Origin of the sequence: Pseudonocardia hierapolitana, from assembly GCF_007994075.1 — a bacterium.
Lineage (GTDB): Bacteria > Actinomycetota > Actinomycetes > Mycobacteriales > Pseudonocardiaceae > Pseudonocardia > Pseudonocardia hierapolitana.
This window is the reverse complement of the sequence record NZ_VIWU01000001.1, coordinates 7905787-7925182: the sequence shown is the minus strand read 5'-3', so window position 1 is coordinate 7925182 and position 19396 is coordinate 7905787. Positions and strand designations below refer to the sequence as shown.

Genomic DNA, 19396 nt, shown 5'->3' with positions numbered 1-19396 from the left:
CATAGTGCGCCGACCGCAAAACGGTCAACCGATCGGTTGAAGGTTGACAAGCCGCCTATGCTGAACCTCGAAGTTAATTAACCGAGAGGTTTGGTACGCGGTGAACGATCAGCTGGACGTCGTGTTCGGGGCACTGGCCGACCCCACGCGCCGCGCGATCCTGGCGCGACTGGCAGGCGGCGAGGCCACCGTCACCGAGCTGGCCGCGCCGTTCGCGATGAGCCTGCCCGCGGTCTCCAAGCACCTGAAGGTCCTCGAGCGCGCCGGGCTGATCAGCCGCGGTCGCAACGCGCAGCAGCGGCCGTGCCGGCTCGATGCCGCACCGCTTGCCGGCGTCGCCGAGTGGGTGCAGACCTACCGGCGGTTCTGGGAGGGCAGCTTCGACCGCCTCGACGAGCACCTGCAGGAGCTGCAGAAGGGAGGGCCTGCATGACCACCACCCGGGAGTTCACGATCACTCGTGAGTTCGCCGCGCCGCGCGAGCTCGTCTTCCGGGCCTGGACCGACCCGCAGCACCTCACCCGCTGGTACGGGCCGCGCGGCTGCACCACGCCACTCGAGTCCATCAGCGCGGACGTCCGCCCGGGCGGCACCTGGCGGGCCACGATGGTCGTCGAGGCCACCGGCCAGGAGTTCCCGACGGGCGGCTTCTACGTGGAGGTCCGCGCTCCGGAACGGCTCGTCTTCACCTGGCGCGAGCCCGGTGGGGACGCGGAGTCGGTGGTCACCGTCGAGCTCGCCGACCTCGGCGACGGCCGCACCGGGATGACCTTCCACCAGGCCGGCTTCACCAGCGAGGACACCAGCCACGGCGTCCGCGCGGGCTGGTCGAGCGCCTTCGCGCGCCTCACCGAGCACCTCACCGATCCCGAGGAGGAGAACCGATCATGAGCGCACCGACCCGCACCGAGCTCCCACCCGAGGCGCTGCCGCCGATCGTCACACCCGACGAGTGGGCCGAATCGGCCGCCGAGCTGCGCGCCGCGGAGAAGGCACACATGCGCGCGGGCGACGAGCTCGCGGCCCGGCGCCGCCGCATGCCGATGGTCGAGTTCGGCAGCTACACCTTCCAGGGCGCAGCCGGGCCCGCGACGCTGCTCGACCTGTTCGAGGGGCGCCGCCAGCTCGTCGTCTACCAGTTCATGGCCGGACCGCCCTGGTGCGAGGGCTGCTGCATGTTCACCGACCAGATCGGCGAGCTGGCCCACCTGCACGCCCGCGACACGACGATGGCCAACGTCTCGCTGTCGCGGTACGAGGACCTGGCCGCGCTGCGCGAGCGCATGGGCTGGCAGGTGCCGTTCTACTCCAGCTCGGGCAACGACTTCGCCGCCGACTGCGGCACCGCCGAGGGCTTCGGCCTCAGCGTGTTCCTGCGTCACGGGGACCGGGTCTTCCGCACCTACTTCACCGCCGACCGGGGCGTCGAGGCGGTCGGTAGCGTCTGGTCGATCCTCGACCGCACGCCGCTGGGGCGGCAGGAGACCTGGGAGGACACCCCGGCCGGCCGTCCGCAGACCGCCGCCTACGAGTGGTGGCGCCTGCACGACGAGTACTGATGGGTGCCGACATCGCGGCCTGGGAACCGATCATCGGTTCCTGGGCGTCGTCGGGGCGGACCGTCGAGGGCGTCGAGATCGCGGGCACCGACGTCTACGAGTGGCTGCCCGGTAGGCGGTTCGTCGTCCATCGCGTCGACGTCCGGATGGGCGGCGAGCAGGTGAACGTGCTGGAGGTGATCGGCGAGCGGGACGGCGACGCGTTCCTGATGCGTTCGTTCGAGGGAAACGGCGGGACCGCCCTGATGCGGGCGACCGTCGACGACGCAGGCGTCTGGACGTTCGCCGGGCCGACCGCGCGCGCCACGCTCGTGGTCGCCGGTTCCACGATGACCGCCCGGTGGGAGCGCACGGTGGACGGCGCGTGGGAGCACTGGATGGACATGGGGTTCCGCCGCACGTCTCAGCGCTCGTCGTAGCCCTCGACCACCCGGGCCTGCATGGGGAAGCGGACCGGCGAGTCGCCGAAGAGACGCCGCCCCGCCGTGGCCGCGGCCGTGTGGACCGCGGCGACGGTCTCTTCGGCCACCTCCGCGGGCGCGTGCAGCAGCACCTCGTCGTGCTGGAAGAACACGAGCTCGGCCGGGCTGCCCGCCGCGCGCAGCTGCCCGCGCAGCTCCGCGAGCAGCACCAGCGCCCACTCGGCCGCGGTGGCCTGCACCACGAAGTTGCGGGTGAACCGGCCGCGGGCGCGTGCCGCGGCGGGCTGCTCGTGGCCAGGGCGAGCGGGCGGGCAGGTGCGTCCCAGGTGCGAGCGCACAAGGCGGCCCTCCTCGCCGGCCCGCGCCGCGTCCTCGACGAACGCCATCGCCGCCGGGAACCGGCGGCGCAGCGTGGCGAGCAGGACGGCGGCACCACCGGAGGTCTGCCCGTACATCGCCGAGAGCAGCGCGAGCTTGGCCTTGGCCCGGTCGCCGCCGAACTCGCGGGCGGCGAGCGCGGTGTAGAGGTCCTCGTCGCCGGGGGCGAGCGCGTGGTCGCCGGACAGCGCGGCCAGCACCCGCGGCTCCAGCTGGGCGGCGTCGGCCACCACCAGCCGCCACCCGGGATCGGCCCGCACGGCTGCCCGCACCGCCTTGGGGATCTGCAGCGCGCCGCCGCCACGGCTGGCCCATCGCCCGGAGACGACCCCGCCCACCACGTACTCCGGCCGGAACCGCCCGTCGCGCACCCAGCTGCGCAGCCACGCCCAGCCGTGCGCGGAGTGCAGGCGGGCGAGCTCCTTGTACGCGAGCAGCGGTGCGACGGCCGGGTGGTCGACCTGCTTCAGCTCCCACGACCGCGTGCTGGAGAGCTCGTGCCCGGCGCGGGCGAAGGCGCGCAGCACCTCGGCGGGCGAGTCGGGGTTGACCGGGCGTCCGAACGCCGCGTCGACGGCCTCGGCGAGCGCCGCCAGCTTGGGCGGACGCCCACCCAGCACCGGCCGCGGCCCGAGCAGCTCGACGAGGAGCCGGTCGTGCACGTCGGCGCGCCACGGCAGGCCCGCCGCCGTCATCTCCTCGGCCACGAGCATCCCGGCCGACTCCGCCGCCGCGAGCAGCCGCATGCCGGGGCCTGCCGCGGCGAGCACCCGCTGCTGCGCCGCGTGCACCGCCACCACGTCGGCGAGCTCGTCGCCGGGCGCGGCCGTGTCGAACAGCGCGGGTGGGCCGTCCTCGACGGCGGGCGGGTCGGGATCGGGGGTGCGGCCGTGCAGGCGGGCCACGGCCGCGGCGAGCCCGTGGGGCTGCCCGAAACGCCCGTCGGCGGCGACGAGCAGGCCCTCGACCAGCTCGACGTCGTGCGCGCGGCCGACTCCGACAGGCGCACCGACCCCCGCCGCGAGCAGCCGGCGGTAGGTGCGGGCCCTGGCGAACACCCACCGCGGCGCCTCGGCCTTCTCCAGGGCGGCGACGGCGGCGAGGTCCGGCAGGGCCTCCGGAGCGCCGGCGGGGCTGCCGTCCTCGTGCAGCCGCTGGATCCGCGGGGCACCGTCGCGGGGCCCCGGGTCGAACGCGACCCTCACCGGCGGCGCGGCAGGAGCCCGGCCAGCAGGCCGCGCTGCGGGCCACCACGGATCTCCTCCGGGCCGGCGCCCACCTCGGCGAGCACGTCGTTGGCCGCGAGCACGCCGGACACGGCGGCGCGTTCCATCAGCCCGGTGAGGAAGGGCGTGGCGACGTGATCGCCCGCGACGCGCACGCCGCGGCCCTCACCGGTGACGGTGAGCCGTGACGCGGCGCCGCCGGGCGGGAACGTCGGCGCCGTGGCCTCCATCCGCTGCTGCTGGTGCAGCACACCTGCATCGGCCGTCTCGGGCCACAGCTCGGCGAGCTCGGCCCGCATGCGCGCGGACGCGGTGGCGGCGTCGGGGGCGGAGCAGGCGTAGGAGTGCAGCTCCACGACCGAGCCGCCCGTGCGCGCGGCCCACTGCACGGACGGCTCCTCGAGGCGGGAGTAGACCGTGACCGAGTCGAGCGTGCGCTCGCGGCTCACCGCGTTGAACGTCGCGCGGTGGGCGGCGACGTCGCGGTCCAGCCACAGCCGGGTGACGGCGAACGGCGGCGCCACCGGGAGCGCCGCGGCCTTCGCCGCGAGGCGCGGTGCCACCGCCGCCGCCTGCGGTGACGCGGCGATGAGGGCCCGCAGCGCGGGTGGTTCCGTGGCGAGAACCAGGTGCCGGGTGAGCAGTGCGCCCTCGTCGAGCTCGACGCGCCAGCTGTGGAACTCGGCCGGTGTGATCGACCGGGCGGGCGTGGCCGTGCGGACCTGCGCGCCGTGCTTCTCCAGGTACGCCGCGAACGGCTCCCAGATCGCGGTGCGGTGGTCGGTGGCGGGCGCGTCGAAGCCGATGCCGTGCGGGTTGCCGAGGAAGTAGTAGTGGAACATCGCGATCAGCTCGGCCGCCGACAGGGCGCCCGGGTGGGCGAAGAACGAGCGCGCGAACGCCTCGAACAGCATCGCCTGCGCGCGGTCGGACATGCCGAGCGAGGCGAGGAACCGGGCCGCCGGCACGTGGTCGAAGCGTGCGGTGGTGCGGACGCGGTCGTAGGCCAGCAGCTCGGCGGCCAGGGTCTGGCGGGACCGGAGCAGGTCGCGCAACCCGAGGCTGGGGGAGCGGGAGAACAGCGCGATCAGGTTGAACGGCGGCGTGCCCGGCAGGCCGGTGAGGTCCTCGGCGGGCCAGTCGCGGGAGATCACCGGGTAGCCGTCGACCGGGCGGAGGAACCCCAGCTCCGGGTCGATGCGGCGCAGCAGCGCGCGCCAGGTGTCGTAGTGGCGGAAGAAGGCGTGGAAGCCGTGCTCGACCACCTGCTCCGTGCCGTCGGGGAGGGTGTGCGGCCATGCGCCGAGCCGCCCGCCGAGGGTGGGTGCCGCCTCCAGCAGCGTGACGGCCACCCCGCGCTCGGCCAGCACGATCGCCGCGGAGACCCCGGCGATCCCGCCGCCCACCACCACGGCCTCGGTGCCTGCCGGGGCCGAGCGGGGCAGCGAGGGATCGGCGGGTACGAGCACCCGCCCGCGTGGATCGCGACTCACCCGCCGACCCTACGTGCGGGACCCGACAGTTCCGGAATGCCCACGCGGGGCGCGCGCGTTGGCGCAGGACATGACGATCGATGTGGGCCGGTACGGGATCTGGCGAGGGCAGTGGGGGCTCAGCCCCGAGTTCGCGGTGGAGGCCGAGGCGCTCGGATACGGCGCCATCTGGATCGGCGGCTCGCCGGCCGGGGATCTCGCGCTCGCCGAGTCGATGCTCGACGCCACAGAGCGCATCGTGATCGCCACCGGCATCGTGAACATGTGGAAGACCCCGGCCGAGGAGGCGGCGGCGTCCTACCACCGGATCGCGGCGAAGCACCCGGACCGGTTCCTGCTCGGCGTCGGGATCGGGCACCCCGAGCACACGAGCACGTACCGCAGCCCCTACGCCACGATGGTCGACTACCTCGACGAGCTCGACGAGGCCGAGGTCCCGGTGGCGGGCAGGGCGCTCGCCGCGCTCGGGCCGAAGGCGCTGCGGCTCGCCGCCGACCGCACGGCGGGCGCGCACCCCTACCTCACCAGCCCGGAGCACACCCGGGAGGCGCGGGAGATCCTCGGCGAGGGCGTCCTGCTCGCCCCTGAGCAGAAGGTCGTGCTCGACACCGACGGCGAGCGCGCCCGTGCGATCGGCCGCCCGGTCGTCGACCAGCCGTACCTGCACCTGGTCAACTACCGGTCGAACCTGCTGCGGCTCGGCTGGAGCGAGGCGGACCTGGACGACGGCGGCAGCGACGCGCTCGTCGACGCCCTCGTCGCCCACGGCGACGCCGAGACGGTCGCCGGGCGCCTGACCGCCCATCTCGACGAGGGCGCCGACCACGTGTGCGTTCAGGTGCTCACCGCCGAGGGCGCCGACCCGCTGCCCGCCCTGCGCGAGCTCTCGACGGCGCTCGGCCTCCGCTGAGCAGTTCCGACGAACGACGCGCTCGTCGGTACCCATCCGACGAGCGCGCCGTTCGTCGGATGCGGGGGCGCTACCGCGGGGTGCCGGTGGGGTGCAGCGGTGGGCCCGTCATCGGGCAGTGCAGGCACTCCTCCACGCGGATGCCGTCCGGGGCCGGCGCCTCCCCCAGGGACGGCTTGCGGATCAGCGTGAACGCCGCCAGGGCCGCCGCCACCATGAGGCCGGCACCGATCACCATCGCGATCCGGAAGCCGGCGTCGAAGGCGACCGGGTCGGTGTAGTCGTCGCCCGCGATGCCGGCGAGCCCGGGCACGACGGCGACGGCGAGGAGGCCCGCGGCCCTGGCAACCGCGTTGTTCACGCCGGAGGCCGCGCCCGCGTACCGGTCCGGGGCGGAGTCGAGCACGGTGGCGGTGAGCGGGGCGACCGTGAGTGTCAGGCCTGCGCCGAACACGAGCATCGCGGGCAGCAGGTCCGTGAGCCACGACGTCGTGGCGTCCACCCGCAGGAGCAGGAGCAACCCCGCCGCGCTCACCAGCGGACCCAGGGTCAGCGGCAGCCGGGGCCCGATGCGGCCGGCGAGGGCACCCGCCCGCGCGGAGAACGCCAGCATGAGGGCCGTGACCGGCAGCAGGGCCGCCCCCGCGGCGACCGGCGGGTACCCGGCCACGGTCTGCAGCTGCAGCACCAGCAGCAGGAACACCGCGCCCATCGCGCCGTAGATGAGCACGGTGGCGACGTTGGCGGCGCTGAACGTCCGGTTCCGGAAGAGGGTGGGTGGCACCAGCGGGTGCGGGGAGCGCCGCTCGACCAGCACGAACGCCACCAGCGCCAGCACCCCGACGGCGACCGCCACCAGCGGGACGGGTCCGGTGCCGCCCTCGCCGAGCCCGGTGAGGCCGTAGGTCAGCCCGCCGAGCCCGACCACGGCGAGCACCGTGCCGGTGAGGTCCAGCCCCGGCGCGGACTCCGGGTCGCGGCTCTCCGGCACGTGCCGCAGCGCGATGACGATGATCAGCGCGGCGAGCGGGATGTTGATCAGGAACACCGCCCGCCAGCTCCACTCGACGAGCCAGCCGCCCAGGAACGGCCCCACGGCACCTGCGATACCGCCGAGCCCGGACCACGCGCCCACCGCCGCGGCGCGGTCCGGCCCGTGGAACGAGGCGGAGATGATCGCGAGGCTGCCCGGCGTGAGCAGGGCGCCGCCCACGCCCTGCAGGGCACGCGCCGCGATCAGGGTGCCGATGTCCGGGGCCAGCCCGCAGGCCAGTGACGCCAGTGCGAACCAGGCGACCCCGATGACGAACACGCGCCTGCGGCCGAGGTGGTCGCCGAGCGAGCCACCGAAGAGGATCAGGGCGGCGAGGGTGAGCGTGTAGGCGTTCACGGTCCACTGCAGGCCGGTGAACCCCGCGCCGAGATCCGTGCCGATGCGCTCGAGCGCCACGTTCACGACCGTGCCGTCGATCATCGCGAGCCCGGATCCGAGCACGGTGGTGGCGAGGACCCACCGCCCCGCCGCAGTGCCCATCCGCAGTTCCCCCGCCGCCATGCGCCGCAGCTTACGGCCCGGCAGACCACGTTCGTGACCGCCACGACCGCGGTTCGGGCAACTCCTCGTGCACGACGGGTGACAGCCCGTCACCTCTGTGGGGCCCGGTCGTTGACGGTGCAGGAATCCGGGAGGCGAGATGGGAAGAAGCGCGCGGCGGCCACCGGTCGCCCGTGTGGCGGTGGGCGCGCTGGCGGCGGTCGTCGCCACCGGGCTGCTGGGGCTGGGGTATGCGCAGGCGAACCCGCAGCCGGCGGCTCCCGACCTGCCGGCGACCACGCCCGTGGCCGGCCCCGCCAGGCCCGTGGAGCGCACGCACGCCGCCGAGCCCGGCCGGGAGGCGGACGCCGACGACGGCGACCGCGACTCGCAGGACGCCGACTCCGAGGGGCCGGGACGGCTGCGCGCCGCGGCGCCTCCCGCCCCCCGGTCGACTCCACGGCGCGCCGCACCGCCCCCCGAGCCCAGCCAGCCCGCCGGATCGAAGCCGACCCCACACCCGACGCCGCCCGTTGCGCCGTCCATGGTGGCCGGCACCCCCTGCACGGTCGCCGCGCGCGCGTGCGTCGCGCTGGGCGAGCGGCTGGCCTGGCTGCTCGACGACGGCAAGGTGGTCAGGGGACCGGTCGCGATCCAGCACGGCGACGCGGAGGACCCCACGCCGCTGGGCACCTTCGCCGTGCAGTGGAAGGCCGAGCAGTACACGAGCCGCGAATACCTCACCCAGATGCCGTACTCGGTGTTCTTCGCCGACGGGGGCATCGCGTTCCACGAGGGCACGCAGGACACGCCGTCCGCCGGTTGCGTGAAGCTCGACCACGAGAACGCGAAGGCGTTCTTCTACTACTTGCAGGTCGGTGACGAAGTGCAGATCCACTAGGTGGTGCTCGGGCTTCTACCTCCAGTAGAATGGCGTTCGTGCCGACACTGGGTGAGCTGGAACGTGCCGTGATGGAGACCCTCTGGTCGGCCACCGCACCTGTCACCGCCCGCGATGTGCAGGATGCGCTCGCGGGCCGTGACCTCGCCACCACCACGGTGCTCACCGTGCTCGGGCGGCTGGAGCGCAAGGGCCTCGTCACGCGCGAGCGGGAGGGCCGCGCCCACCGCTACCGCGCCGTCGCGAGCCGCGAGGACCACGTGGCAGAGCTCATGCGCGACGCCCTCGACGCCGCTCCCGACCGCGGTGCGGCGCTCGCCCGCTTCCTCGGTTCGATCCCGGAGAACGAACGCGCCGCACTGCGCGACCTGCTCGACTGACGGTCCGGGACACTGGTCCCCATGGAAGGTGCGGCGCTGTTGCTGCTCGTGCTCGGCGTGCTGCTCGCCGAGCCGGTCAGTCGTTACCTGGCGCGCGCGCACTGGCCCGCCCGCGACCCGGTGGGCGCCCTGCTCGTCTGGCAGGCGATCGGCCTGGCCGGAGGGCTCGCCCTGCTGGGCTCCGGCATCGTCTACGCCCTCGCGCCGCTCGGCCCCACGCTCCCCGTCGCGTTGGGCAACGCCGCCGGCACACTCGCCGCGGGGAGGCTGCCGGATCTCGGCTACAGCCACGTGCTCGCCCTGGTCGCCGCGCTGGTGCTGGCGCTGCGGCTCGTCGGGGTGCTCGTCGCGGTCATGGTGCGCACGCTGCGGGCCCGGCAGCGGCACCGCGACCTGCTCGACCTGCTCGCCACGCCGTGGCCGGACGTGCCGCACGCCCATGTGCTCGATCACCCGGTGCCCGTGGCGTACTGCCTGCCCGGGCTGCGCTCCCGGCTCGTGGTCTCGGCCGGGGTGCTGGACGCCCTCGACCCGCCCGCGGTGAAGGCCGTGCTCGCCCACGAGCACGCGCACCTGCGGGAGCGGCACGACCTCGTCGTGCTGCCGTTCGTCGCGTGGGGGGCGACCGCCCCGTTCGTGCGCGGGATGGTGTGCGCGCAGGTGGCGGTGGCGGCGCTCGTGGAGATGCGCGCCGACGACGTCGCCTCGGCGGCGGTCACGCCGAAGCAGCTCACCGGTGCGCTGCGCACGGTCGGCGGCGCTGCCCCGGCCGCCGCGCTCAGCTCCTTCACCGATGCGCTCGACAGGCGGCTGCTGCGGATCGTCCGCCCGCCGGCCCCGTTGCCGGCGGCCGTACGGCTCCTTGTGCGGCTCGCCGCCCTGGGGCTCGTCGCCATCCCCACCCTGCTCCTGTTCTCCTGATCGGGTCAGGAGCGCAGCGGTGTGCTGGCTGCGCGCAGCTGGCCCAGCGATTCCGCCCACGACCGCACGAGCCCGGTCTCGTGGTAGGGCACCCCGATCTCGGCGCAGAACTCGCGCACCAGAGTCCGCGACCGGCGCAGGTTCGGCGTCGGCATGCTGGGGAAGAGGTGGTGCTCGATCTGGTGGTTCAGCCCGCCCATCGCGACGTGGAGCAACCCGTCGGTCAGGCGTCCGCCCGCCACGTTGCGCGAGGTGAGCACCTGCTTGCGCAGGAAGTCCATGGCCTGCGTGGGCATCTCCATGCCCTTGTGGTTGGGGGCGAAGATCGAGCCGAGGTAGACGCCGAAGAGGCCCTGGTGCACGGCGAAGAACGCCACCGCAAGGCCGGGCGGCAGCACGGCGAGGAGCGCCACCAGGTAGCCGAGGGCGTGCACGGCCAGCAGTGTCAGCTCCAGCCCGCGGCGGCGCACCTTCGCCCCGTTCGCGCCGAGGAGGCCCTGCAGGCTCGCGCGGCGCAGGTCGAGGCCCGCGAGGGTGAGCAGCGGGAAGAACAGCACCGCCTGGTGGCGGTTGAGCAGCCGGTTGACCCCGCGGCTCGCCCGCGCCTGCTCACCGGTCCACACCAGCGCGCCCGGCTCGACGTCCGGGTCGAGGCCCTCGTGGTTGGGGTTGGCGTGGTGACGGGTGTGCTTGTCCATCCACCACCCGTAGGACATGCCGATGCCGAGGTTGCCCAGGATGCGGCCCGCGATCGCGGACGGGCGGCGCGTGCGGAAGACCTGCCGGTGCGCCACGTCGTGGGCGAGCAGCGCGATCTGGCCGTACAGGACGGCGGCGGCCGCGGCCACGGCGAGCTGCCACGGCGAGTCGCCGAGCAGGACGAACGCGGTGGCGGTGGCGGCGGCGAAGGCGCCCACGAGCAGGGAACGGGCCACGTAGTAGCCGGGGCGGCGGCGCATCAGGCCTGCCGCCGACACCCGCGCGGAGAGGCGGGCGAAGTCGCTGCCGGCGGGGCGCGCCGACGCGTCGGTGATCGTGCTGCTGGTCATGCTCCGACCCTGCGCGACCGCGGCGCCGGTGATGAGCCGGTGGGCCCCCGGACCGCCGGTGGGGCTGCCCCCCGATCGCGGTGTCAGCTCACAGCGTCGTCACAGCGAAGGTCTGCGAACGTGTGGTTCCCCCCTGCACGACCCCCGGAGGCGCACGATGACGATCTCGCTGCACACCGGTATCCGCACCGCGACCGTCAGCTCGGCGTGGGCGGCCTGGGACGAGCCGTTCCTGCTGGTCGTCACCGACCCGTGGGCCATGCACCACGCCCGGCTGAAGGTGGCGGACCTCGTCGGCGCGATCATGGCGTCCGTCGATCGGCGGCTACCCGCGGCGCGGCGCGACGCGCGGCTCATCGAGCTGCTCGGTGGAGCTCGCGACACCACACCCCGCCCGTTCCCCTACGGGATCACCGCGACGCCTGCGGAGGCCGACGTCCACCGCCCCGCCCCGGCGGCGTGGCAGCAGGCGTTCACGGCCGCCACCCGGGCCCGCGACGGGTGGTCCGTGGCGCCGGGTCCCGCTGCCCTCGCCCTGATCGCCCAGAGGTGCGCCGAGCGCGTGGCCGAGGCCTCCTCGTGCGGCGTGCTCGTGGCGTTCAGCGACCACGTCGCCACGTCCGGGCTCGCGCCGGTCGGCGGGTGGCGGGTGCAGCTGCGGGATGCGCCCGGCGCGTCGACCGCGCTCGTCGCCATCGACGGCGGCGCGATCTCGTCCGTGAGCTGTGTGCAGACCGGCCGGCCAGACCGGCTGCAGCCGTTCGTGGTGCCGGCCACCGGGCGGACCGTCGTGCCGGTGTGGCGGTCGGTCGCGGTGGCCGCGGCCGACGCGCCCGCCGCGAGCGCGGCGTGCACCGGCGCGCTGCTGCGCGGTGCCGGTGCACCCGCGTGGCTGGAGGAGCTGGGACTCCCGGCGCAGCTGGTGGACGCCCAGGGCGTACCGCACGCCGTGGGGCGTTGGCCCGTTCCGGCCTGACCGTCAGGCGGGAACGGGCTCGGCCACCCGGTCGGGCCCGCCGACCAGCAGCGCGCCGAGGCCGGCCAGCGGCAGCACCACGAGCAGGCAGAACGCCGCCGGCACGCCGATCACCCCGGCCAGGCCGCCGACGAGGGCCGCCCCGACGCTGGCGCCGGTGAGGAACACCAGCGTGGCGATGCCGAGCGCCACACCGCGCTGCGCGTCGCGGACCGCCGCGCCCACCGAGGAGATCATCGCCGGCTGCCCGACCCCGAAGGCGCCGCTGACCAGAACCACGGCCAGAGCGAGGAGCACCGGCGCCTGCACGAGCGCACCCGCGGCGGCGACGAGCAGCGCGATCACCGCCGTGGGACACGCCAGGGCGATCGAGCGCCGCGGGCCGAGCCGGGCGAGCAGGGTGCGGGCGATCCTGGGGGAGACGAACCCGACCACGGCCGACGGCACCAGGAGGGCGCCGGTGGCGAACGGCGTCCAGCCCCACGACGCCGCCGTGAGCGGCACGCCGAGCAGCAGGGCGAACCAGCTCGCCGGCACGGCGCCGGCCGCGAAGGCGCTGCGCAGCACGGTGGTGTTGGTGACGATCTCGCGAGGCAGGAACCCGTTCGGCCGCGCGCGGACCCGCAGGGCGAGCAGCGGGGCGCCGGCCACGAGCAGCGCGGCGCCGACGGCCCCGGCCATCACGCCCGCCGACGGTGACTGGAGCAACAGCACCAACCCGGAGGCGGCGGTCGCGACGAGGACGGCGCCGATCCCGTCGATGCGCTCACCCGTGCCCCGGGCCGGGGAGACCCGCCACAGCGGGACGATCGCGAAGGCGCCGAGCACGGGCAGCGCCACGGCCCATCGCCACCCGCCGAGTGCCTCGAGGCCGCCGCCGACCAGCGGGCCGAGCGAGCCGAGGGTGGCGGCCACACCGGCGATGCGTCCGAGCGCGGCGCCCCGCTCCGCGCCGGTCCACCGTGCGCTGATGAGCGCGGTGGCGAGCACCGGGACGGCGGCCGCACCGATGCCCTGGAACACGCGGGCGACCAGGAGCACCGGGAACGACGGTGCCAGCGCCGACACCAGTGCGCCGAGCGCCATCGCCCCGATGCCCAGCACGAGCGGTAGCCGGATGCCGACCATGTCCGCGATCCGCCCGTGGGCGGGGGTGGCGACGGCCAGCGCCACCGTGTAACCGCTCACCATCCATGCGGCGGTGGCGGCACTGACGTGGAGATCCTGGGCGAGCTCGGGTAGCGCGACGGTGACCGCCGACGTCGACATACCGGCGAGTCCGAACAGGAGACCGAGCAGGGCGGCAGACCGCCCGGGAGACTGCACGTAGACGGGAAACCCCGCGGCCGCCGCGAACATTCCCCTCGGCCCCGATTCGCGGGTTCAGGGCACGAGGACGACCTTGCCGGCCGTGGCCCGGTTCTCGAGGGCCCGGTGCGCCGCCGCGGCGTCGGCGAGCGGGAACGGCGGGTGCACCAGCGGCGTCAGCCGGCCCGCGGCGGCCTCGGCGAGCGACCGGGTCTCCAGGCCGCGCAGGCCGCCGTAGCGCTTCACCATCCGCGGCCCGGTGACCCACGCGACGGACAGCGAGCGCGCGGCGATGTCGGTGCTCGTGAACGGCGTGACCTCTCCTGACGTCCAGCCGAACATCACGATCCGCCCGCCGGTGTCCAGCATCTCGAACCCGGCGCGCCCGACCTCGCCGCCCACGCCGTCGAGCAGGACGGTGGGCTTGCGCCCGTCGAGAGCGGCGCGGACGCGGTCCGGCCAGCCCGGCTCGCGGTAGTCGACCGCGATGTCGGCGCCGAGCGCCTGCACCTGACGCACCTTCTCCGGCCCGCCGGCAAGGCCGACGGCCACCGCCCCGGCTCCGCGAGCGGCCTGCACGAACAGGCTCCCGAGCCCGCCCGCCGCGGCCGGTACGAGCACGACGTCGCCGGCCTCGATCTCGGCCGCGTCGAGGATCCCGACCGCCGTGCGCCCCGTTCCGATCATGGCGACGGCGGCCTCCGCCGTGAGCGGGTCGGGGATCTCGTGCAGGGACGTCTGCGCGGCGACCGCGAGGGAGGCGTAGCCGCCGCTCGCCATGCCGAGGTGGGCGACCACCCGCTTGCCCGTCCAGCCCGGATCGGCGCCCGGCCCGGTCGCCACCACGGTGCCGGCCACCTCGCGGCCGGGCGTCATCGGCAGTTCCGGTTGCGGGAACGGTCCTCCCGTCCAGCCGGAGCGGATCGCGGCGTCCACCAGGTGCACGCCCGCCGCGGCGACCTCGACCAGGACCTGCTCCTCACCGGGTACGGGATCCGGAACCTCCTCGTAGCGCAGCGTCTCCGCGGGTCCGAACTCGTGCTGCCGGATCGCCTTCACGTCGTGTCTCCTCGCTGGTGCCGACCTCGTCGTCGGAACGTTAAGAGTTGAAGTCAGGTCGAGGTCAATGAATCACGGTGGCGGTGATCTCACTGACGTGCGTGGGCAGCCGGGGGCCGGGCGTAACGTTGATTACGTGCCTTCTGGATTCCCCCGTACCCTGGGCGCGCTGCGCGCGTCCGGCCACGAGCTCCGTGGCGTCAAGGACGAGATCCGCTCCAACCTCATCGCCGCCCTCCGCGCGGGGCGCGACCCATGGCCCGGCATCGTCGGGTTCGAGTCCACCGTGCTCCCGCAGCTGGAGCGCGCGCTGATCGCCGGGCACGACGTCGTACTGCTCGGCGAGCGCGGGCAGGGCAAGACCCGCCTGCTGCGCTCCCTGGTCAACCTGCTCGACGAGTGGACGCCCGTCATCGAGGGCTCCGAGATCGGCGAGCACCCCTACGACCCCATCACCCCCGCCGCCAAGCGGCGCGCCGCCGAGCTGGGCGACGACCTGCCGGTGGCATGGCGCCACCGCGACGAGCGCTACACCGAGAAGCTCGCCACCCCCGACACCGCCGTCGCCGACCTGATCGGCGACGTCGACCCCGTCAAGGTCGCCGAGGGCCGCTCGCTCGGCGACCCGGAGACCATCCACTACGGCCTCGTGCCGCGCGCCCACCGCGGCATCGTCACGATCAACGAGCTGCCCGACCTGGCCGAGCGCATCCAGGTGGCGCTGCTGAACGTCATGGAGGAGCGCGACATCCAGGTCCGCGGCTACACGCTGCGGCTGCCCCTCGATGTGCTGCTCGTGGCGAGCGCCAATCCCGAGGACTACACCAACCGCGGCCGGATCATCACCCCGCTCAAGGACCGGTTCGGCGCCGAGGTCCGCACGCACTACCCGCTCGAGCTGGCGGACGAGGTCGCCCTCGTGCAGCAGGAGGCCGAGCTCGTCGCCGACGTCCCGCGGCACCTGATCGAGGTCGTCGCGCGGTTCACGCGGTCGCTGCGCGAGTCCAGCGCGGTCGACCAGGGTTCCGGTGTCTCGGCGCGGTTCGCCGTGGCCGCCGCCGAGACGGTGGCCGCCGCCGCGCTGCGCCGCGCCGCGATCACCGGCGAGGAGCGCCCGGTCGCCCGGCCCGTCGACCTCGAGTCGGTGCCCGCGGTGCTGCGCGGCAAGCTCGAGTTCGCCTCCGGCGAGGAGGGGCGCGAGATGGAACACCTCGAGCACCTGCTGCGCCGCGCCACCGCCGACACCGCCCGCGCCCGGCTCCGCGGCATCGACCTGAACCCCCTCGCCGAGGCGGTGGCCGAGGCGCCGGTGCGCACCGGCGAGCGGGTGCCCGCGGTCGAGGTGGTGGCAGCGCTGCCGGCCGTCGACGAGCTCACCGAGGTGGCCAAGCGCCTCGACGCGGCCGGCACCGAGGACCCGGGCCCGATGGCCAGTGCCGCGGAGCTCGCGCTGGAGCTGCTGTACCTGACCCGCCGGCTGGCCAAGGACACCTCCGACGACGGCGACATCGTCAGCTACGGCTGACGCACCCCCTCCGGGGAACTACGGATCCGCGGGCATGGCACGGCGGGGCAGACTCCCGCCGTGCCTCCTGCTCGCCGTCTCACCGCCGCGGTCGCCGCCGGGCTGACCACCCTCCTCGGCCTCACCGGGTGCTCCGCCGCCGACCGCGCGGTGCTCGCGGCCCCATCCTGCCGGGACGTGCCGGGGACTCCAGCGCAGGCCGAGCCGGTCTCCGGCACGGTGTACGCGTGGAAGCCGCACTTCCGGGTCGCGGACGCCGCCGTACCGGAGATCGGGGCCGACGCGCCGGAGGCCGTGCCCGGCTGGACGGACGTCGTGTCGCTCGCGAGCACCGGTCACACCACGTACGCGGTCCGCGCCGGCGGCACCGTGGAGGCCTACGGGCTCGGGCACCACGGGAGCCTCGGCGACGGCGACCTCGGCAGGCACGCCGTCGCCGTGCCGCAGCCCGTCCCCGGGATCACCGACGCCCGCTCCGTGCACGTCGTCGGCTCCGCGGCGCTGGTGGTGCGGGCCGACGGGACGGTGCTGGCCTGGGGTGACGGGCTGATCGCCCACGCCGGTGTGCTCGACACCCGTCGTGACCACGTGGCCTCGCCGGTCCCGATCGAGGGCCTGGCGGACGTGCACACCATCGCCGACGGCGACCTCACCGCCCTCGCGCTGCGCACCGACGGCACGGTCGCCGGATGGGGGACGAATCTCACCGCCGTGCTGGGCGACCGGGACGGCACCGCGCCGCGGACCGTCCCCGACATCTCCGGCGTCGTCTCGCTCGCGCTCGCCGGCGGCGCGGTGGTGGCCGCGCGGGGCGACGGCAGCGTCTGCGCGTGGGGCAACAACGTCCACGGCCTGCTCGGCGTGACGCCGACCGGTGGGCAGACCGGCCGCCCGGTCGCCGTGCCCGGGCTGGTGGACGTCGAGCAGGTCGCCGGCGGCGGCGACGTCGCGTACGCGCGCGACCGGCACGGTGCCGTGTGGGCGTGGGGCCGCGGGGTGTCCGGGGCACTCGGCGACGGGCGCGCAGAGGACCACATCGCGGCGGTCCCCGCTCGGGTCGCAGGCCTGCCCCCGGCCCGCTGGATCGGAACGAGCGGGCTGTCCGGCTTCGCCGTCGACGTCGACGGCGCGCTCTGGGCGTGGGGGTCCGGCGCCGCCATCGGCCGGTACAGCGCAGGCGCCGCGCTCGCCCCCGTGCGGATCCCGTTGCCCGGGCCCGTCCTGGCCGTCTCCGGAAGCCATGCGCTGATCGGCTCGCCGGGCGTAGCGTTGTAATCATGGCAAGAAGGCAAGACCGGTGGCTGCGGTACGGCCCGTACGTCGACGGGCCCGACCCGCTCGCGCCACCCGTCGACATCCGCGCCGCGCTCGACGAGATCGGCCGCGACGTGATGGAGGGTTCGTCCCCGCGCTCTGCGCTGCAGGAGCTGCTGCGACGCGGCACCCGCGAGCGGCGCGGCCTGGACGAGCTGACCCGCGAGGTCTGGCAGCGCCGCAGCCGCCTGCAGCGGGAGAACCGCCTCGACGGCACGCTGCAGGAGGTCCGCGAGCTGCTGCAACGGGCCCTCGACGCCGAGCGCGACGTCCTGGGCCGCCAGGACACCGACGACGCCCGGTTCCGGGAGATGCAGCTCGACGCGCTGCCGTCCGACACGGGCGGTGCGGTGCGGGAACTGAACGAGTACGACTGGCAGTCGAGCGACGCACGGGAGGCCTACGAGGAGATCCGCGACCTGCTCGGCCGCGAGATGCTGGACCAGCGCTTCCAGGGCATGAAGCAGGCGATGGAGAACGCCACGCCGGAGGACGTCGAGCGGATCCGGCAGATGCTCGACGACCTCAACGACCTGCTCGCGAACCACGCGCAGGGGCGGGACACGCAGCAGCAGTTCGAGCAGTTCATGCAGCAGCACGGCGAGTTCTTCCCGGAGAACCCGCAGAACACCGAGGAACTGGTCGACCTGCTCGCCCAGCGGGCCGCGGCGGCCCAGCGGATGCTCAACTCGATGTCGGCCGAGCAGCGGGCCGAGCTGACGGAGCTCGCGCAGCAGGCCTTCGGCGACCCGCGCCTCGCCCAGGCGCTCTCCCAGCTGGACGCCCAGCTGCAGGGCCTGCGCCCCGGCGAGGACTGGGAGGGCCAGGGCCGGTTCCGCGGCGACAACCCGCTCGGCATGGGCGAGGCCACCCGCGCGATGGAGCAGCTCGGGCAGCTCGACGCGCTGGCCGAGCAGCTGTCGCAGAGCTACCCGGGCGCGCGGATGGAGGACATCGACCTCGACGCGCTCGGCGAGCACCTCGGCGACCAGGCCCGTGTCGACGCCCGCGCGCTGGCCGAGCTGCAGCGCGAGCTGGAGCGCCAGGGCCTGTTCGAGCGGGCCCCGGACGGGTCGCTGCAGCTGTCGCCGAAGGCGCTGCGGCGCCTCGGGGAGTCGGCGCTGCGCGACGTCGTCGACAAGATCGGCGCGCGCCGCGGCGAGCGGGAGGACCGCAGGTCCGGTCCCGCCGGTGAGGCCACGGGCGCCACGCGGCCGTGGGCGTTCGGCGACACCGAGGCGTGGAGCGTGCCGCGCACGCTGCTCAACGCCCAGCTGCGCCGGGCGGGCGGCGACGACCGGCCGCTCGACGTCACCGACGTGGAGATCGTGGAGACCGAGCAGCGCTCCCGCGCCGCGGTGGCCCTGCTCGTCGACACCTCGTGGTCGATGGTGCAGGACGGGCGCTGGGTGCCGATGAAGCGCACGGCGCTGGCGCTGCACCAGCTGATCTCCACCCGGTTCCGCGGCGACGACCTGAAGCTGATCACGTTCGGCAGGTACGCGCGGTCGGTGGAGCTCGGCGAGCTGGTCGGCCTGGAGGGGGTGTGGGAGCAGGGCACCAACCTGCACCACGCGCTGCTGCTGGCAGGCGATCACCTGCGCCGCAACCCCGACGCCCAGCCCGTCGTCCTCGTGGTCACCGACGGCGAGCCCACCGCGCACCTGGAACCGGACGGCTTGTCGGTGTTCGACTGGCCGCCGAGCCCGGAGACGCTGCGGGCCACGATCGGCGCGCTGGACACGATCACCGTGCTGCGGCCGTCGATCACCTTCTTCATGCTCGGCGACGACCCGCGCCTGGCGATGTTCGTGGACGACGTGGCGCGGCGCTGCAGCGGGCGGGTGGTGGCCCCGACCCTGGACGGTCTCGGCGCCGAGGTGGTCTCCGACTACATCCGCAGTCGCAAGCGCTGAGCTCGACGGCACTCAGCATCGCTGCGCTCGACGTCGAAGTCGTCGCTCACCGCGGAGCCGAACACGTCGAGCCGGCGCACACCGAGCTCGCGGCAGAGCGCGGCGATCTCCGCCCGTTTCGACTCGACGATCGGGTGCATGCGGGAAACGCTAGCAGCGCGCTTGCGGATCAGCCGGTGAGCGACGACCCGGACGTCAGGTGTCCTGGCCTGCGTGCGGGCGCACCATCGCCTGCGGCATGGGGTGGATCTCGACGCGCGCCATCGTTCCCGAGGTGATCGCGGGGTCCTCGGCCGCCAGGCGTTCGGCGACGTCACGCGACGCGGTCTCGAGCACGGCGAGACCCCAGAACCCGGTCGGATCCGCAACCGGGCCGAAGGCGACGACCGTGCCCCGGTCCATGTGTCCGATCCAGTACGCGGCGTGCTCGGCCATCACCGCGGCCTCCGCCTCGGTCATGTCCGCCGCGAAGGTCGGGCGAGGTGGGATGAGCCGGAGGAGGAAGTGGCTCGTGCTCGTCATGAG

20 protein-coding genes are annotated in these 19396 nt (G+C 74.7%); 12 read left to right on the top strand and 8 right to left on the bottom strand.

The annotated features are described in order from the left end of the window. The first annotated feature begins 100 nt into the window (after positions 1 to 100). From FHX44_RS37310 to FHX44_RS37295, 4 genes are read left to right on the top strand one after another with little or no spacing between them, the layout of a single operon-like run. Positions 101 to 433: an ArsR/SmtB family transcription factor gene (locus FHX44_RS37310; protein WP_170309199.1), complete on the top strand. Its 333-nt coding sequence runs from the start codon at positions 101 to 103 to the stop codon at positions 431 to 433. Next, the gene (locus FHX44_RS37305) at positions 430 to 891 is read left to right on the top strand and encodes an SRPBCC family protein (protein ID WP_147260055.1); all 462 of its coding nucleotides are present in this window, start codon (positions 430 to 432) and stop codon (positions 889 to 891) included. Before FHX44_RS37310 ends, FHX44_RS37305 begins: the two co-directional genes overlap by 4 nt. Further along, the gene (locus FHX44_RS37300) at positions 888 to 1559 is read left to right on the top strand and encodes a DUF899 domain-containing protein (protein ID WP_147260054.1); all 672 of its coding nucleotides are present in this window, start codon (positions 888 to 890) and stop codon (positions 1557 to 1559) included. The genes FHX44_RS37305 and FHX44_RS37300 overlap by 4 nt, the downstream gene beginning before the upstream one ends. Then, positions 1559 to 1978, top strand: coding sequence for a hypothetical protein (locus tag FHX44_RS37295; protein ID WP_147260053.1), 420 nt, complete (start codon positions 1559 to 1561; stop codon positions 1976 to 1978). The genes FHX44_RS37300 and FHX44_RS37295 overlap by 1 nt, the downstream gene beginning before the upstream one ends. Here the strand turns inward: FHX44_RS37295 and FHX44_RS37290 are convergent. Further along, positions 1963 to 3564, bottom strand: coding sequence for a bifunctional 3'-5' exonuclease/DNA polymerase (locus FHX44_RS37290; protein WP_147260052.1), 1602 nt, complete (start codon positions 3562 to 3564; stop codon positions 1963 to 1965). The two genes, FHX44_RS37295 and FHX44_RS37290, sit on opposite strands and share 16 nt — an antisense overlap. Further along, complete coding sequence (locus tag FHX44_RS37285) at positions 3561 to 5078, bottom strand: FAD-dependent oxidoreductase (RefSeq protein WP_281287936.1); 1518 nt, start codon at positions 5076 to 5078, stop codon at positions 3561 to 3563. Before FHX44_RS37285 ends, FHX44_RS37290 begins: the two co-directional genes overlap by 4 nt. A gap of 70 nt (positions 5079 to 5148) precedes the next feature. On the opposite strand from FHX44_RS37285, the gene FHX44_RS37280 reads away from it, so the two are divergent. Next, on the top strand, positions 5149 to 5988 hold the full coding sequence (locus tag FHX44_RS37280) for an LLM class F420-dependent oxidoreductase (RefSeq protein WP_147260051.1): 840 nt from the start codon (positions 5149 to 5151) through the stop codon (positions 5986 to 5988). A gap of 70 nt (positions 5989 to 6058) precedes the next feature. Here the strand turns inward: FHX44_RS37280 and FHX44_RS37275 are convergent, their stop codons facing one another. Beyond that, positions 6059 to 7543, bottom strand: coding sequence for an MFS transporter (locus FHX44_RS37275; protein ID WP_147260050.1), 1485 nt, complete (start codon positions 7541 to 7543; stop codon positions 6059 to 6061). Positions 7544 to 7682: 139 nt separating this feature from the next. Between FHX44_RS37275 and FHX44_RS43960 the strand changes: the two genes are divergently transcribed. Genes FHX44_RS43960 through FHX44_RS37260 form a run of 3 tightly spaced genes read left to right on the top strand, consistent with a single transcriptional unit; the run spans position 7683 to position 9724 of the window. Beyond that, entirely contained in the window at positions 7683 to 8423 is a 741-nt protein-coding gene (locus FHX44_RS43960) for a L,D-transpeptidase (RefSeq protein ID WP_281287935.1), read from the top strand. A 29-nt stretch (positions 8424 to 8452) separates the two neighbouring features. Further along, complete coding sequence (locus tag FHX44_RS37265) at positions 8453 to 8803, top strand: BlaI/MecI/CopY family transcriptional regulator (protein WP_212612823.1); 351 nt, start codon at positions 8453 to 8455, stop codon at positions 8801 to 8803. A gap of 21 nt (positions 8804 to 8824) precedes the next feature. Continuing rightward, on the top strand, positions 8825 to 9724 hold the full coding sequence (locus tag FHX44_RS37260) for a M56 family metallopeptidase (protein WP_147260048.1): 900 nt from the start codon (positions 8825 to 8827) through the stop codon (positions 9722 to 9724). A 5-nt stretch (positions 9725 to 9729) separates the two neighbouring features. Here the strand turns inward: FHX44_RS37260 and FHX44_RS37255 are convergent, their stop codons facing one another. Continuing rightward, positions 9730 to 10773 (bottom strand): fatty acid desaturase family protein, encoded by a 1044-nt coding sequence (locus tag FHX44_RS37255; RefSeq protein WP_147260047.1) that lies wholly within the window; start codon positions 10771 to 10773, stop codon positions 9730 to 9732. A gap of 157 nt (positions 10774 to 10930) precedes the next feature. Between FHX44_RS37255 and FHX44_RS37250 the strand changes: the two genes are divergently transcribed. Then, positions 10931 to 11749, top strand: a complete 819-nt coding sequence (locus tag FHX44_RS37250; protein ID WP_170309198.1) for an FAD:protein FMN transferase — start codon at positions 10931 to 10933, stop codon at positions 11747 to 11749. A gap of 3 nt (positions 11750 to 11752) precedes the next feature. On the opposite strand, the gene FHX44_RS37245 is transcribed toward FHX44_RS37250, so the two are convergent. Further along, positions 11753 to 13075 carry an MFS transporter gene (locus tag FHX44_RS37245; RefSeq protein WP_170309197.1) on the bottom strand — a complete coding sequence of 441 codons (1323 nt, stop codon included), beginning with the start codon at positions 13073 to 13075 and terminating at the stop codon, positions 11753 to 11755. Positions 13076 to 13132: 57 nt separating this feature from the next. Then, on the bottom strand, positions 13133 to 14116 hold the full coding sequence (locus FHX44_RS37240) for a zinc-binding dehydrogenase (RefSeq protein ID WP_147260044.1): 984 nt from the start codon (positions 14114 to 14116) through the stop codon (positions 13133 to 13135). A 136-nt stretch (positions 14117 to 14252) separates the two neighbouring features. On the opposite strand from FHX44_RS37240, the gene FHX44_RS37235 reads away from it, so the two are divergent. From FHX44_RS37235 to FHX44_RS37225, 3 genes are read left to right on the top strand one after another with little or no spacing between them, the layout of a single operon-like run. Next, positions 14253 to 15641, top strand: coding sequence for an ATP-binding protein (locus FHX44_RS37235; RefSeq protein ID WP_425469169.1), 1389 nt, complete (start codon positions 14253 to 14255; stop codon positions 15639 to 15641). 60 nt (positions 15642 to 15701) lie between these two features. Continuing rightward, positions 15702 to 16916, top strand: coding sequence for an RCC1 domain-containing protein (locus FHX44_RS37230; RefSeq protein ID WP_147260042.1), 1215 nt, complete (start codon positions 15702 to 15704; stop codon positions 16914 to 16916). A gap of 2 nt (positions 16917 to 16918) precedes the next feature. Further along, complete coding sequence (locus tag FHX44_RS37225; RefSeq protein WP_147260041.1) at positions 16919 to 18871, top strand: vWA domain-containing protein; 1953 nt, start codon at positions 16919 to 16921, stop codon at positions 18869 to 18871. Here FHX44_RS37225 and FHX44_RS42480 read toward each other — a convergent pair. Together FHX44_RS42480 and FHX44_RS37220 are read right to left on the bottom strand one after the other, a co-directional pair. After that, on the bottom strand, positions 18847 to 19011 hold the full coding sequence (locus tag FHX44_RS42480) for a hypothetical protein (protein ID WP_170309196.1): 165 nt from the start codon (positions 19009 to 19011) through the stop codon (positions 18847 to 18849). The genes FHX44_RS37225 and FHX44_RS42480 overlap by 25 nt on opposite strands. Before the next feature lie 55 nt (positions 19012 to 19066). Continuing rightward, positions 19067 to 19393, bottom strand: coding sequence for a YciI family protein (locus tag FHX44_RS37220; protein ID WP_147260040.1), 327 nt, complete (start codon positions 19391 to 19393; stop codon positions 19067 to 19069). Positions 19394 to 19396: the final 3 nt, after the last annotated feature.